Source organism: Mycobacterium sp., from assembly GCF_036273375.1.
Taxonomy (GTDB): Bacteria; Actinomycetota; Actinomycetes; order Mycobacteriales; family Mycobacteriaceae; genus Mycobacterium.
In genome coordinates, this window is sequence record NZ_DASUHS010000096.1 from 18,442 (window position 1) to 31,333 (window position 12,892).

Consider the following 12,892-nt stretch of genomic DNA (forward strand, 5'->3'; position numbering starts at 1 on the left):
AGTGAGCCCGCGAAACGAAGGTGGTTCGCCATGATCGCGTCACGCGATGACGAGGCCGTTACCGAGCTCGCTCTGGCCGCCGCGCGTGGAAATGACCGGGCCCTCGAGTCGTTCATCAAAGCCACCCAGCAAGACGTGTGGCGGTTCGTCGCCTATCTGTCCGATACCGGCAACGCCGACGATCTGACTCAAGAGACATTCCTGCGCGCCATCGGCGCCATCGAGCGATTCTCCGGGCGCTCCAGCGCGCGGACCTGGCTGCTCTCGATCGCACGCCGCGTCGTGGCCGACCACATTCGCCACCTGCAATCGCGGCCGCGCGCCGCCCTGGGCGCCAATCCTGAACACGTGGTGCGCGGGGACCATCACGCCCGGGGATTCGAGGACCTGGTCGAGGTGACGACGATGATCGCCGCCCTCAACACCGAACAGCGCGAAGCGCTTTTGCTCACCCAGCTGCTCGGCCTGCCCTACGCTGACGCCGCCGCGGTCTGCGGCTGCCCGGTGGGCACCATCCGCTCCCGCGTTGCGCGCGCCCGCGATGCGCTGCTGGCCGACGGCGAGCGCAGCCACCTAACCGGCTAGCGCGCCAACCCATTCGGCGGCCTCGTGCACGGTGCCGGCGGTCAACACTCCGGTGGGTAGCGGTGGCCGCGCCACCATCACCACCGGAACATCCAGCGCCGCAGCCGCATCCAGCTTCGCGCGGGTCATGTCCCCGCCGCTGTTCTTGGTGACCAGTGCATCGATGCGATGGGTGCGCAACAGCGCGAACTCGTCGTCGTAGCGATACGGTCCGCGGGAAAGCACCACTCGGTGATCACGGGGCAGTGTGGACGCATCCGGGTCGGTGACCGCTCGGATCAGAAACCATGCGTCGCTATCGGCGAAGGCCCGCACGCCCGAGCGGCCGGTGGTGAGAAATACCCGCGAGTACCCTTGCCGGGCAACGGTTTCAGCGGCAGCATTGTCCGACTCGACGACGATGGCAGTGCCGGGATCCCAGGCCGGGCGGGCCAGGATCAGGTGCGGGATCCGCAGTTCGCCGCACGCGGCGGCGGCATGCGCCGTCATGGTTGCCGCGAACGGGTGGGTGGCGTCGACGACGGCGCCGATGCGTTCGTCGTGCAGCCAGCGTCGTAACCCGTCGACGCCACCGAAGCCGCCGATGCGCACTGGGCCGACCGGCAGGGCCGGATCGGGAACGCGGCCGGCCAGGGAGCTGATGATCTCGATGCGTGGGTGCAGGGCTTTCGCCAGGGCCCGCGCCTCGCCGGTGCCGCCGAGCAGCAGGACACGCATCAATGCCTGCTCCCCCGGGCGCGCCCGGTCGAGTACAGGTAGCTGTCGGTGAATCCCCCGGCCGTCAACGCGTCGCCGACGACGATGACGGCGGTCTTGGTGATGTTGGCCTGATGCATCTGCCCGGCGATGTCGGCCAGCGTGCCGCGCAGCACCGCCTCTTGCGGCCAGCTCGCGAAAGCCACGACGGCTGCTGGTGTTTCGGTTTGATAGCCGCCTTCGAGAAGTTGCGGAACGATGGCATCGATTTGGGCCGCGGCCAGGTGTAGGACGAGGGTCACGCCGGATTGGGCCAGGGTCTTCAGGTCTTCACCGGGCGGCATGGCCGTCGACAGGGTGGCCACCCGGCTCAGCGTCACCGTCTGCGCCACCCCGGGAACGGTTAGCTCGCGCTTCAGTGCGGCCGCCGCGGCGGCGAACGCCGGTACACCGGGCACGATTTCGTAGTCGATGCCCAGGGCGTCGAGCCGTCGACACTGCTCGGCCAGCGCGCTGTAGAGCGACGGATCACCGGAGTGCAGCCGCGCCACGTCCAGGCCCGCGGCGTGCGCGTCGCTGAGCTCGGTGACGATCTGCTCCAACGTAAGCGGGCCGGTGTCAACGATTTTCGTGCCCGGCGGGCACAACGCCAGTAAGTCGTCGGGCATGATCGATCCGGCGTACAAGCACGCCCGGCATGTTTGCAGGAGTCGCTGGCCGCGCACGGTGATGAGGTCGGCGGCGCCCGGGCCGGCCCCGATGAAATACACCGTCATTTGGTCACCGCCCACTGGGTGACCGGATACTGCGGCCGCCACCCGGTGAAGGCGCCCAGCGCCTCGCCCTGATAGTGCTGAAAGCGTCGCAGCTGGCCGCCCAGGCGCTGATGCGCCTGCGTCAGAACGGCTTCCGACTCGGTCGTGACAACATTGACGACGAGTCGCCCACCGGAGGGCAGGTTGTCCCAGCAGGCGTCGAGCAGACCGGGCTGGGTCAGTCCGCCGCCGATGAAGATCGCGGACGGCGGCGCGGCGCCGTCGAAAGCGTCGGGGGCGTCGCCACGCACATCGATGCCGACGCCGAAAGCCGCGGCATTGACTTCGAGGTTGCCGCGGCGCCCGTCATCGCGTTCGAATACCACTGCGCTGCAACCCCGCCCACTCAGGCACCACTCGACACTGATGCTGCCCGAGCCTGCGCCGACATCCCACAACCGCTCCCCCGGCCGTGGCGCCAGGGCCGTCAGCGTCACCGCGCGGATACCCTGTTTGGTGATCTGCCCGTCGTGGGTGAACGCATCGTCGGGCAGGGGTGACACGCGTTCGTCGGGCAGGTAGCGCACGGCAATCACGTTGAGGTCGTCAAGGTCTCGGTTCGCGGCCCAGTCGCGTGCGGTGCCGTCGCGGCGGTGCTCGTCTGGGGCGCCGAGTCGTTCGAGAACGGTGAACTCGGAATCGCCGCGACCATGGGCGGTGAGCAGTGCGGCGAGCTCGGGTGGGGTCGATTTGCTTTGTGACAGCACGATCGCTTGGCCGCCGCGGCGGACCGCGGTGCGCGGCTGCGCGGTGACCAGGCTGATCACCTCGGTGTCGTGGACGTTCCAGCCCATCCGCGCGCACGCCAGCGTCACCGACGACACGTGCGGCAGCACCCTGACGCTGTCCCGGCCGTGCAGGCGGATCAGGGTGCCCCCGATGCCGTGCAGCAGCGGATCGCCGCTGGCCACCACGTGCACGTCGCCCGTGTGTTCGTCGAGCAACGTTTCCAGTGCGGGCAACATCGGTGCCGGCCACTGCCGCCTGGACGCGGACACCGTGTCGTCAAGCAGGTCGAGTTGTCGTCTTGACCCGTAAATGATTGCGGCCCTTCGGAGTTCGGCGAGCGACACTTCGCCGAGACCGGCCATGCCGTCGGCGCCGATGCCGACCACGATGATCATGGGCGCCGCTCCTGATCGCGTCGCTCGGCATCGTCAGCGGCGCGGATCATCGTGGCATCCTGCGCCAGACGACCTGTGGCAGCAGTCGCATCATGGCGGCCGCGGGGCCCAGGGCCCACGGGATCCACACCGTGCGGCGGCCTTTCGCCAGCGCACGCGCGGTCGCGGCGGCCACCTGCTCGGGCGTGCTCGGCAGTGGCGCGGGCGCCATGCCCTCCGTCATGCGACCGATGACGAATCCCGGCCGCGCGATCAGCAGCCGAACCCCGGTGCCGTGCAGCGCGTCGGCCAGGCCGCTGGCGAAACCGTCCAGGCCGGCCTTGGCCGAGCCGTAGACGTAGTTGGCGCGGCGCACGCGTGCGCCGGCGATCGAGGAGAACACCACCAGCCGGCCTCTGTCGGCCTTGCGCATCGCGGCGGCCAGGTGGGTGAGCAGGCTGACCTGGGCTAGGTAGTCGGTGTGCACGACGGCGACCGCGTGCGCGGCGTCGGTTTCGGCGCGGGCCTGATCGCCCAGGATTCCGAACGCCAGCACCGCGGTGCCGATGGGGCCGTGTTCGGCGACGATCGAGGCGACCAACGGGCCGTGCGAGGCCAGGTTGTCGGCGTCGAATTCTTTGGTGTCGACCGCCGTGGCGCCGGCGGCTTTGAGCGCGCTGACCTGGTCAGCGAGTCGGTCGGCCTGACGGGCGGCCAGCACGACGGTCGTGCCCGGCGCCAGTAGTCGCGCCAGCTCGATCCCGATCTCGCTGCGGCCGCCCAGGATTAGTACTGGACCTGCGCTCGTGTCGTCCACGGCTGCGATTATCACCTGCGCTAGCGTTGGCGGTGATGGCGAATACCACTACCCGGCTCACCGACGACGCGTTGGCGTTCCTGTCGGAACGGCATCTGGCCATGCTGACTACGCTGCGAGCCGACAATTCACCGCATGTGGTGGCGGTCGGTTTCACCTTCGACCCCAAGACGCACATCGCGCGGGTCATCACCACCGGGGGTTCGCAGAAGGCAGTCAACGCCGATCGCGGCGGACTGGCCGTGCTCAGCCAGGTCGACGGCGCGCGGTGGTTGTCGCTGGAGGGCCGATCCAAGGTCAACAACAACGTCGACGCGGTGCGCGACGCGGAGCTGCGGTACGCCCAGCGCTACCGCACGCCGCGGCCCAATCCACGGCGCGTGGTCATCGAGGTTCAGATCGAGCGGGTGCTGGGGTCGTCGGATTTGTTGGATCGGGGCGAGTAATTAAGCCCCGGGCCGAGGCTCTAGCCGCAGGCCGCAGCAGCTAATGCACCGACTTTAAACCGGAGTCCCGCGATTAGTGCCAGGTTGTTGTAAGAGTAAATTGTCATGCTCATGCCGACGGCAAGCTTCAATGAATTCGACCGCTGCTTCTCTGTCGTTTAGGAACTGGTGATATTGATCCGATGTCAGCTCATAATATTCTTCATAGTCGACAATCCCATTGCTCACCGGTATTGACGCGTAGTAGCGGCCCGACATCGACTCGATGCCGATCGAATATCTGTCTTCTCGCGAAAAATATGTGTCGTCAAATCTCATAACATTTCTTTCTACTCAAAGACATGAGTGACAGTGTAGTGCTCCGGCGGTATCGATCCAGCATCCACAACAGCCTCCGATGAACCGTTAGGTAAGACGCCCCCGGGAATCCATTGTTCGTTCGCGCCGGCCTCGTTGCCTGATGGAATCCGTAGATTGAAGTCCTTTGGGTCGGCGATATCTATCCTGACAATCTTATTCGAGTCCAGCAAACCTTGAGGTAATCCGAGTTCGGTCTCCATTGCCCGCAAGTCACCTCCGGTTGCTGCCGTCATTGCATCGGCTTCATGTTTGGGCATCACAAATGATGTTCCATCCCACTGCGCGATGCCATACTTCTCAAGATTGCTTTCCGGCATAAATCGGGTTGCGCCATCGTTGAACTTTTGCAATTGACTTTCAATATATTGCGAGGGTAAATAGTCCGAAGGATCAGGACGAGCGCCCTTGGGAGTAGCTATGATTTCGTCGCGCTTTTCCGTGGTGAGCCCGTCCGCCGGTCCGTCGTCCCCGTGCCCAGGATTCGTATCGTCGGGTCCGTGAGGCGGTCCATCGTGGCCGGGCGGCTGATGTTTGTCCTCTCCTGTCGGACCACCGTCGCCGTCACCGTGCGGTTTCGTGCCCTGCGGTAGCTCTCCCGGTATGTGTCCACCCCCAGGGCCGCCCTCACCAGGCCCGTGCCAGCCACCGCCCGGCATTGGCACTTCGGCTGGGTGACCGTTCGGGGCCGCGAAGTGGGGGGATGCCGGAGCCGCCGGCGCGGGTGAATGGCCAGCGAAGGGTGCTGCCTCACCGGGAGGTCCCCACGGCGGCAACGGCGGCGAATGGTCAAACGTTTGCGGAACCGCCGATAGCAAGCGCTCGCCTTCAGCGGTCGGCACTGCTTCGGCGGGCGAACCGGTGGCCGGCGCCCATGCCGGTTCGTCCGGACCACCCGCCGGTTCATGCGGCCGCTCCGCCGGCACCGAAGCCGGCTCATGCGCACCGCCCGCAGGAGTACCCGCCGGTGCAGGCGGAGCTTCTGCCGGGGGCGGCACCGGATCATGCGGACCGCCATGGACCGCCGGTGTCGATGGCGGCGCGGTCGCTGGGTCGGATGGGCTGCCCGCACCAACAGGTCTCGGCGCCTCTGGCACGGGCGCGGTCGTCGGCGGCTGAGGCGCACCAGGGGCTCCATCGGCCGGGCGAGGCGCCGACTCGACCGGTGCCTCAATCGGCTTGCCGGGTGTTAACGCCACAGGACTGCCACTCGTTGGAGGCTTGATCTCGGGCAAATCCTTGGTGACGGCTTCGAGGTTTTTGGGCAGGTCGGCGCTTCCCCTAGTTATGCCGGTCAGCGCATCCCGAGCACCTGCGATCCCGCCGGCGCGCCCGCCTGCCCCAGCGGCCTCCGCCTCCCCCTCGGCGCCACGTGCGGCCGCACCAGCACCGTCCGCCGCCGCGCCCCCCTCACCGAGACCGGGCGCGAACAGCGTGCCAACGTCGAACGCGACTTCACCAGCGCCCAATCCCGGCCGATCTCCGCTCCAATCCTCGGCATGCACAAGGCCTTTCAACTCTTGCAGCCTCGCGTCCGCAAATTCCCTGGGATGGAGGGGCGCGTTGAACAAACTCCCCTTCCACGCGCTCTTCCCCAACCCAGTCCAGGTGGCGCCCATACCCTGGGGGTCGACGGCGATCCAATGCGGGCTCAGGTCGACGAGGCCTAACCCCATGCCGACCGCACCCTTGAGAGCGCCCTCATGGGCATTTATCCAGGTGTCGAACGCGGTCGCCACCGGATTACCCACGTCGTCTCCCAAAAATTGGGTGAGCCCGCGGCGCGCGTACTTCTCACAAGTGACGATCTCGCGATCGGCCGCTTGCATGAGCAACCTGATGCCTTGCTCGCAGGCCCGGGCTTCCTGTCCGAGATGCTGCAATAGGTCGTTGATGTCCTTGGCGATCTTCTTGATCTCGTCCCACGCGTCGCCGTCGATAATGAGCATGACGTCGTGACCGAGGTCGCCCAGGGATCCGATGCGGTGCAACAGATCCCGAATCGCGTGTTGGGCGTGGCCGACTTTGTCGGCGAACTTGTCGATGGTGGCGGCCAGCTTGCCGCATTGCTCGCCGATAGTCGCTGCGGCAGCGCCTATTTCGTTCAGAGCGTGATCGATCTTGTCACCTTCAGGCAGGTGTTGAGTGTCCAGCAGCGTTTTCGATCCGTTGAGCGTTCTCTGAACCCCACTGGCCGCCGCGGCGAAATCGCGCCAACGAGACGCGGCCGCATGCAGACCCGGCACATCGCCGTCGGGCCACAACTCGAGGACGAGCGACTCCACGATCGCCCACAGCAGCGGTGGCGGCTCGCCGGGCCCCATCGTTCCCGGGGCTTTGGGCGCGGCAAGCTCAGCCGGCGGGGGCGGCGCAGCCAAAACGCCGCCACCGCCGCCCAGCGTCGAGGCCGCTTCGGCCTTCGAATAGTTCGACGCGCCCTGCTGGATAAGAGCCCCGCATTTTTGGCACGCATTGACCGCAGCAGCCGCCGCCTTCAGCAGCGACTTGGCGGCGTCTTGATACGCCAAGCCGAACACCTCGCCGGCGCGGTCCACGCCCGTATGGGCCGAGAAACCTGCCGCCAAGACCGTCAGATTCGCGGCCAGACCACCCCCGGCGGCGGCCACTGCGCTACCCGCGGCGTACAACGCCTCCGGATCGACAGCCAAGGGAGCCACGTGCGGGATTTTCGCCCAGTCCGCCCGTCGCCGCTATTCACCCGATGACCGCTCCGCCAAGCTAGCCACGATCACCGAGCACGACAACTCATTCACCAACAGCCACTCCGGCCGTCAACGTGATGCGGTGGCGCCCGCGCGACACGGTGACGGTCGGCCCGGCCGGTTCCCCATCGAGCTGCACATCAGCCCCGGCCGGTAAGCCACCGAGCGTGATCTGGGTGCCGACATCGGTGGCCACCGTGATGGTCGACGACGGCAACGCGGCCAGCCCGGCACGCGCGATATCGACCCTCAGACTGGCAACCCCGTTGAGGCGCAACGTCAAATACGGCAGCGGGCCAACCGGCCTTCCCACTTGCCAGTCCAGCTCGCTGTACAACCCGGGCGTGGGCTCGAAGTGTGGGATGAAGCCGCGATGGTGCCGGACGGTGTGCGTGGGGTCCGGCCGCGCGTATGACCGCGCGTCGACTTCCGCGACGGTCCCGCGCCGCGCGGTCACCTCGGGATCGGCGGCCAACTCCGACAACCACCACACCTGGTGCGGCCCGATACCCAGGTCGGTGCGCACCAGTTGCGGATACCAGGCGAACGTGATGTGCCCCGGATCCGCTTGGCGCAGAGCGGTTCCCATGTGAGAAATCGGATCCTCGAACTCGTCCTGAAACACCCAGGCGATGTGATCCTCGAGCGGGTAAACACTGAACCGGTGGCGGTAACCCAGCCGGTCCAGCTCCAGCACCTGCTCGGCGGCCGACGCGAACGGCACCAGTTCGTCAAGTAGCCCATGGGCGATGACGTACGGCAGCCACCGGGCGTTCACCAGCAGCTTCCAGGTGTCACCCTCGCGGGCACAGGGCGAGTCCAGGTCGAGGTCGGCGGGAATGTCGACGTGGGGTAGCAGCCGCACACCGCACGTCGGCGGCCCCGCCAGCACCACCGCTTGCGAGAACACCTGCGGGTAACTCAGTCCGAGCTTGTACGTCGCATACCCGCCCATCGAATAGCCGGATATCACAGTGCGATTGGGATCGGTGCCCAGTTGTTCGGCAACTCGCGCCCATACTTCCCAGACGTCGAGTTCGCCGCTGTCGAAGTACCAAGTGGAGGGTCCCCGGGCCAACGGCGTGACCACCACCGAGTCGCGGCCCTCGCACACCTCGTGCAACAGTCGCGGGTCGATCGCGGCGAACTGGCTCTGCCCGAGTGAAAGGGAGTGCAGCAGCAGGGTCAGGGGCAACGTGCGACCCGGTGCGTAGCTCGACGGCAGGCAGATTGAATACGGCTGCACCCGACCGAGGAATTGCGGCTTGGTACTCAAGATGTCGTTGGCGGCCCAACCTTGTTCCACGCCCTGGCCGAGTTCGATCGAAGACACATACCACCGGGTGGACGGGCCGGTGATCACCGGCTCGGGAGCGGTTTGGCGGGCCGCCAGCTGGGCCCACGGCACAGTCAGCGCGAACTCGGAGACGTCGCCATGTGTCAGAGCCGCGGCCTGGGCGGCATCCGACCAGAAGTTCAGGTGCGGCGGCTCCTGCTCGTTGGTGCGGAATGCCACGTTGTAGACGTTGGCTTGGCCCGGCAGCGCGCCGTGCAGGGCGGGCACGTCGGCGAACCCGTCCCCCGCCGCGTTGGCCAAACCGGCGACCAGGCGGACCGTCCAGCTCCCCGTCGGTTCCGCCAGCGACCGCGGGACCTGGGCGACGAAGGACCGCGACTGCATGTCGATGCTGTGCTCGACCGACGTCCTGACCTGGTTGGTCAGGTCGATTAGCGCGGCGCCACTCCCCGAGACCAGCAGGGCCATGTCGATGCCCTTCGAGCGCACGCCGGCTCCGGCGGGCCACTCCTCGTCCGCCGTTCGGGCGCGGTCGGTGTCGTAGGTGAACAGCGCGATGGGCACCGAGGCGTCCAGCAAGGTGTTCCAGTCGATCCGCCACCACGTGTGGGTCTCGGTGAGCCCGATAGCGACGCGGAAGATGTCGGCACCGTTGCCGGCCGCCGGCCCGTCGGGATAAACGTACGTTCCGCGCGGCGGTGCCTGAATCTTCAGGTCGCCGATCGGGATGCCCGTCGCGCCGTGGTCGTCGTAGAGGAAGTCGGTCCAGAACAGGGCGCCGTCGGCCACTCGCCCGGTGCCGCACGTGCGCGGGAACTGTTCGCCGAACGGCCATCCCGCAGGCGCGGGAAGCTCGGGCTCGGGGCGCCGCGCAGCCGGCGGCACCCCCTCGGGCATTCCGTCGACCACGATGAGCTCAGCCGGCGGTGCCGGTGCCGGTGCCGGGGCGGGGGACGGTGCGGTGGAGCGCAAGACCGCGTCGACCACGTGGCGTGCAATGCGAATCGGAAGCAGCGGGAGATCCAGGATCGACACCACCCCCAACCTACGCGGAAGGAGGGTCGCGTCGGTTAAGGCACCGGCACCACGATCAGTTCGTGCGGCCGATTGTTGACGGCCAAGGCACCGTCGGCGGTCACGACGACGATGTCCTCGATGCGAGCACCCCAACGGCCCGGAAAATAGATGCCCGGCTCGATCGAAAAGGCCATGCCCTCGGCCAGGGGCAGACGGTTTCCGGCGACGATGTAGGGCTCTTCGTGCACCGACAGCCCGATACCGTGGCCGGTCCGGTGCACGAAATACTCAGCAAGTCCTTCGGCGGCCAGCACGTCGCGGGCGGCAGCGTCGACCTGTTCGGCCGTCACCCCCGGGCGTACCGCATCATAAGCCGCGCGCTGGGCATGTTGCAGCACCGAATACTGTTGAGCAACTTCGGAGTTCGGCGCACCGATGCTGTAGGTGCGCGTGGAGTCGGAATTGTAGCCGGGTTCATAAGAGCCGCCGATATCGACGACGACGATGTCTCCAACCTGCAGTTCGCGATCCGAATACCCGTGGTGCGGGTCGGCGCCATGCGGTCCGGATCCGACGATGATGAATGCCACCTCCGAATGCCCTTCGGCCACAATGGCATCCGCGATGTCGGCGGCGACGTCGGCCTCGGTGCGGCCGGGGACCAGGAACTCCGGCACCCTGGCGTGCACCCGATCGATGGCCGCACCGGCCTTGCGCAACGCGTCGACCTCGCATTCTTCCTTGATCATCCGCAGCGTGCGCAACACGTCGGTGGCCAGGACCGGCAACACACCGAGCACACCGGCCAGCGGCAGCAGGTGCAAGGCCGGCATGGCATCGGTGACCGCGGTCGCGGCCGGGGCACCGCCCAATGCGGAACCCACCAGATCGTAAGGATTCTCGCCGTCGACCCAATCCCGCACCGCCAGGCCGAGTTCGGCGATGGCAGATCCTTTGAGCGACGCCAGCTCCAGCCGCGGCACCACCACCGTCGGGTCGCCCGAAGCGGGCAACACCAGCGCGGTGAACCGCTCCAATGTCTGTGCGCGCGACCCGACGAGGTAGCGCAGGTCATACCCCGGTGTGATGACCAGCCCGGCCAGACCCTCGCCGGCAGCCGCGGCGGCGGCCGTCGCCAGCCGGCGTTCGTACACTGCTGCGTCGAAACGGTGAGACTCCATGGCAGCCAGGCTAATGCTCAATCGCGCATCGCCTCGCGGCGGCGTGAGACCATAACCGGCATGCCAGCACCCCGCTCGCCGCAGGGCTCGACGAGTGGCGACCCGCTGCGCCCGGCTTCGCCGCGCTTGCGATCGCCACTGGTGCTGCTCGACGGCGCCAGCATGTGGTTCCGCTCTTATTTCGGGGTGCCGTCCTCGATCACCGCTCCTGACGGCCGGCCCGTCAACGCCGTTCGCGGATTCATCGACTCCATGGCCGTGGTGATCACCCGGCAGCGGCCCAGCCGGCTGGCTGTCTGCCTGGACCTCGATTGGCGGCCTCAGTTCCGCGTGGACCTGGTCCCGTCCTACAAGGCTCACCGCGTGGCAGAAGTGGAGCCGCAGAACGAGCCGGACATCGAGGAGGTCCCGGACGATCTGACGCCCCAGATCGACATGATCGCCGAACTCCTTGATGCGTTCGGGATTCCGACGGCTGGAGCGGAGGGGTTTGAGGCCGACGACGTGCTGGGCACCCTGGCGGCCCGGGAACGCAAGGACCCTGTGGTGGTGGTCAGCGGTGACCGCGACCTGCTGCAGGTGGTGTCCGACGATCCCGTCCCGGTTCGGGTGCTTTACCTCGGCCGCGGGCTGAGCAAGGCCACGTTGTTCGGGCCCGACGAGGTGGCCGAACACTATGGCGTGCCGGTGGATAGGGCCGGCCCCGCCTACGCCGAACTCGCGCTGCTGCGTGGCGATCCGTCCGACGGCTTGCCCGGTGTTCCGGGAGTCGGCGAGAAGACCGCGGCGAGTCTCCTGGCTAAGCACGGCTCGCTGGAGCAGATCCTGGCCGCCGCCCACGACCCGAAGTCGAAAATGGCCAAGAGTGTGCGCGCGAAATTGCTGGCCGCGCTGGATTACATCGAGGCGGCCGGCAAAGTGGTGCGGGTGGCCGCAGACGCTCCCGTCACCTTCTCGACAGCCAGCGACGAACTACCGCTGGTCGCCGCCGATCCGCAACGCACCGCCGAACTGGCGACCGAGCTGGGTGTCGGCTCGTCGATCAGCCGCCTGCAGAAAGCGCTGGACGCGCTGCCGAACTGACGAGCCCGCCGACTACTGCGGCCGGCCGACCTCGTAGGTGCCCTTGTTGTCCTGGAACGTCACGGTCACGTGCTTGGGCGCGCCGTCGATGCTGACGTCGCAGTCGAACGTGGCGCCCTTTTTGACCGTGGGGTTCTGGCCGTGGTTGCACTTGACGTTCTGGACGTTCTTCGCGCCGTAGCCGTTGGTTTCGTCGCTGAGGACCTGCTGGACCCCGGTCTGCGCCTTGCTGACGTCCAGCTTGGTGGTGACGAAGAACCCGGGCTGCCAGAAGCCCAGCACCAGCACAACCGCGATGAGCAGAAACGCGATCGCTCCGCCCACACCTGCGATCAGTCCGACCGGCCGCTTCTTGCCCGGTTGCTCGTAACCGGGGTACTGCTGCGGGTACTGGCCCGGCTGGCCATACTGGCCGGGCTGGGGGTATTGCCCGGGCTGCGGGTACTGGCCCGGCTGGCCATACTGCCCCGGCTGGGCGTACTGCCCCGGCTGGCCATATTGGCCGGGCTGGCCGTACTGCCCGGGCTGCGCGTAACCCGGCTGTTGCTGGGGGTACTGCTGCGGGTACGCCTGCTCAGTCGGCTGTTGGTACTGCGGGTAATCGGCGGGCGGCGTGTATGCCGGGGCCTGCCAAGACGTCTCTTGGTTCGACTGATCCTGCCAGGTCGGCGCCACCTGAGTCGGGTCTGACGAGTGATCGCTACCTTGACCTTGACCGGGCGGCTGCCACTGCTGGTCCGATCCCTGCGGTCCGCTCATCTTTCTCCCTCAG

12 protein-coding genes are annotated in these 12,892 nt (G+C 67.2%); 3 read left to right on the forward strand and 9 right to left on the reverse strand.

Annotation, left to right across the window (positions count from 1 at the left end; all coding sequences use genetic code 11):
- Nucleotides 1-30: 30 nt before the first annotated feature.
- A complete protein-coding gene (sigC, locus tag VFW69_RS09285) occupies nt 31-585 on the forward strand; it encodes an RNA polymerase sigma factor SigC (protein ID WP_526500491.1) in 555 nt (184 codons plus the stop codon).
- Here the strand turns inward: sigC and VFW69_RS09290 are convergent.
- Genes VFW69_RS09290 through VFW69_RS09305 form a run of 4 tightly spaced genes read right to left on the reverse strand, consistent with a single transcriptional unit; the run spans nt 574 to nt 4,016 of the window.
- The gene (locus VFW69_RS09290; protein ID WP_526500407.1) at nt 574-1,302 is read right to left on the reverse strand and encodes a cobalt-precorrin-6A reductase; all 729 of its coding nucleotides are present in this window, start codon (nt 1,300-1,302) and stop codon (nt 574-576) included. The genes sigC and VFW69_RS09290 overlap by 12 nt on opposite strands.
- The gene (gene cobM, locus VFW69_RS09295; protein ID WP_526500409.1) at nt 1,302-2,057 is read right to left on the reverse strand and encodes a precorrin-4 C(11)-methyltransferase; all 756 of its coding nucleotides are present in this window, start codon (nt 2,055-2,057) and stop codon (nt 1,302-1,304) included. The genes VFW69_RS09290 and cobM overlap by 1 nt, the downstream gene beginning before the upstream one ends.
- Nucleotides 2,054-3,220, reverse strand: a complete 1,167-nt coding sequence (cbiE, locus tag VFW69_RS09300; RefSeq protein WP_526500411.1) for a precorrin-6y C5,15-methyltransferase (decarboxylating) subunit CbiE — start codon at nt 3,218-3,220, stop codon at nt 2,054-2,056. Before cbiE ends, cobM begins: the two co-directional genes overlap by 4 nt.
- A 46-nt stretch (nt 3,221-3,266) precedes the next feature.
- Complete coding sequence (locus VFW69_RS09305; RefSeq protein ID WP_526500413.1) at nt 3,267-4,016, reverse strand: SDR family NAD(P)-dependent oxidoreductase; 750 nt, start codon at nt 4,014-4,016, stop codon at nt 3,267-3,269.
- 35 nt (nt 4,017-4,051) lie between these two features.
- On the opposite strand from VFW69_RS09305, the gene VFW69_RS09310 reads away from it, so the two are divergent.
- Nucleotides 4,052-4,462 (forward strand): F420-dependent biliverdin reductase, encoded by a 411-nt coding sequence (locus VFW69_RS09310; protein ID WP_526500415.1) that lies wholly within the window; start codon nt 4,052-4,054, stop codon nt 4,460-4,462.
- A gap of 54 nt (nt 4,463-4,516) precedes the next feature.
- Here VFW69_RS09310 and VFW69_RS09315 read toward each other — a convergent pair whose 3' ends face one another.
- From VFW69_RS09315 to VFW69_RS09330, 4 genes are all read right to left on the reverse strand, one after another.
- Nucleotides 4,517-4,780, reverse strand: a complete 264-nt coding sequence (locus tag VFW69_RS09315) for a hypothetical protein (RefSeq protein WP_526500417.1) — start codon at nt 4,778-4,780, stop codon at nt 4,517-4,519.
- A gap of 11 nt (nt 4,781-4,791) precedes the next feature.
- Nucleotides 4,792-7,497: a WXG100-like domain-containing protein gene (locus VFW69_RS09320; RefSeq protein WP_526500419.1), complete on the reverse strand. Its 2,706-nt coding sequence runs from the start codon at nt 7,495-7,497 to the stop codon at nt 4,792-4,794.
- A gap of 88 nt (nt 7,498-7,585) precedes the next feature.
- Entirely contained in the window at nt 7,586-9,874 is a 2,289-nt protein-coding gene (locus tag VFW69_RS09325; protein ID WP_526500421.1) for an alpha/beta hydrolase-fold protein, read from the reverse strand.
- A gap of 35 nt (nt 9,875-9,909) precedes the next feature.
- On the reverse strand, nt 9,910-11,037 hold the full coding sequence (locus VFW69_RS09330; protein ID WP_526500423.1) for a M24 family metallopeptidase: 1,128 nt from the start codon (nt 11,035-11,037) through the stop codon (nt 9,910-9,912).
- Nucleotides 11,038-11,163: 126 nt separating this feature from the next.
- Between VFW69_RS09330 and VFW69_RS09335 the strand changes: the two genes are divergently transcribed.
- Nucleotides 11,164-12,120 carry a 5'-3' exonuclease gene (locus tag VFW69_RS09335; protein ID WP_526500493.1) on the forward strand — a complete coding sequence of 319 codons (957 nt, stop codon included), beginning with the start codon at nt 11,164-11,166 and terminating at the stop codon, nt 12,118-12,120.
- A 12-nt stretch (nt 12,121-12,132) separates the two neighbouring features.
- Here the strand turns inward: VFW69_RS09335 and VFW69_RS09340 are convergent, their stop codons facing one another.
- Complete coding sequence (locus VFW69_RS09340) at nt 12,133-12,879, reverse strand: DUF4333 domain-containing protein (RefSeq protein WP_526500425.1); 747 nt, start codon at nt 12,877-12,879, stop codon at nt 12,133-12,135.
- Nucleotides 12,880-12,892: the final 13 nt, after the last annotated feature.

Excerpts from the sequence above, each read along its gene's own strand:
- sigC (WP_526500491.1), top strand. The coding sequence starts at position 31 with ATGATCGCGTCACGCGATGACGAGGCCGTTACCGAGCTCGCTCTGGCC.
- VFW69_RS09315 (WP_526500417.1), bottom strand. The coding sequence starts at position 4,780 with ATGAGATTTGACGACACATATTTTTCGCGAGAAGACAGATATTCGATC.
- cobM (WP_526500409.1), bottom strand. The coding sequence starts at position 2,057 with ATGACGGTGTATTTCATCGGGGCCGGCCCGGGCGCCGCCGACCTCATC.
- VFW69_RS09310 (WP_526500415.1), top strand. The coding sequence starts at position 4,052 with ATGGCGAATACCACTACCCGGCTCACCGACGACGCGTTGGCGTTCCTG.
- VFW69_RS09330 (WP_526500423.1), bottom strand. The coding sequence starts at position 11,037 with ATGGAGTCTCACCGTTTCGACGCAGCAGTGTACGAACGCCGGCTGGCG.
- VFW69_RS09290 (WP_526500407.1), bottom strand. The coding sequence starts at position 1,302 with ATGCGTGTCCTGCTGCTCGGCGGCACCGGCGAGGCGCGGGCCCTGGCG.
- VFW69_RS09340 (WP_526500425.1), bottom strand. The coding sequence starts at position 12,879 with ATGAGCGGACCGCAGGGATCGGACCAGCAGTGGCAGCCGCCCGGTCAA.
- cbiE (WP_526500411.1), bottom strand. The coding sequence starts at position 3,220 with ATGATCATCGTGGTCGGCATCGGCGCCGACGGCATGGCCGGTCTCGGC.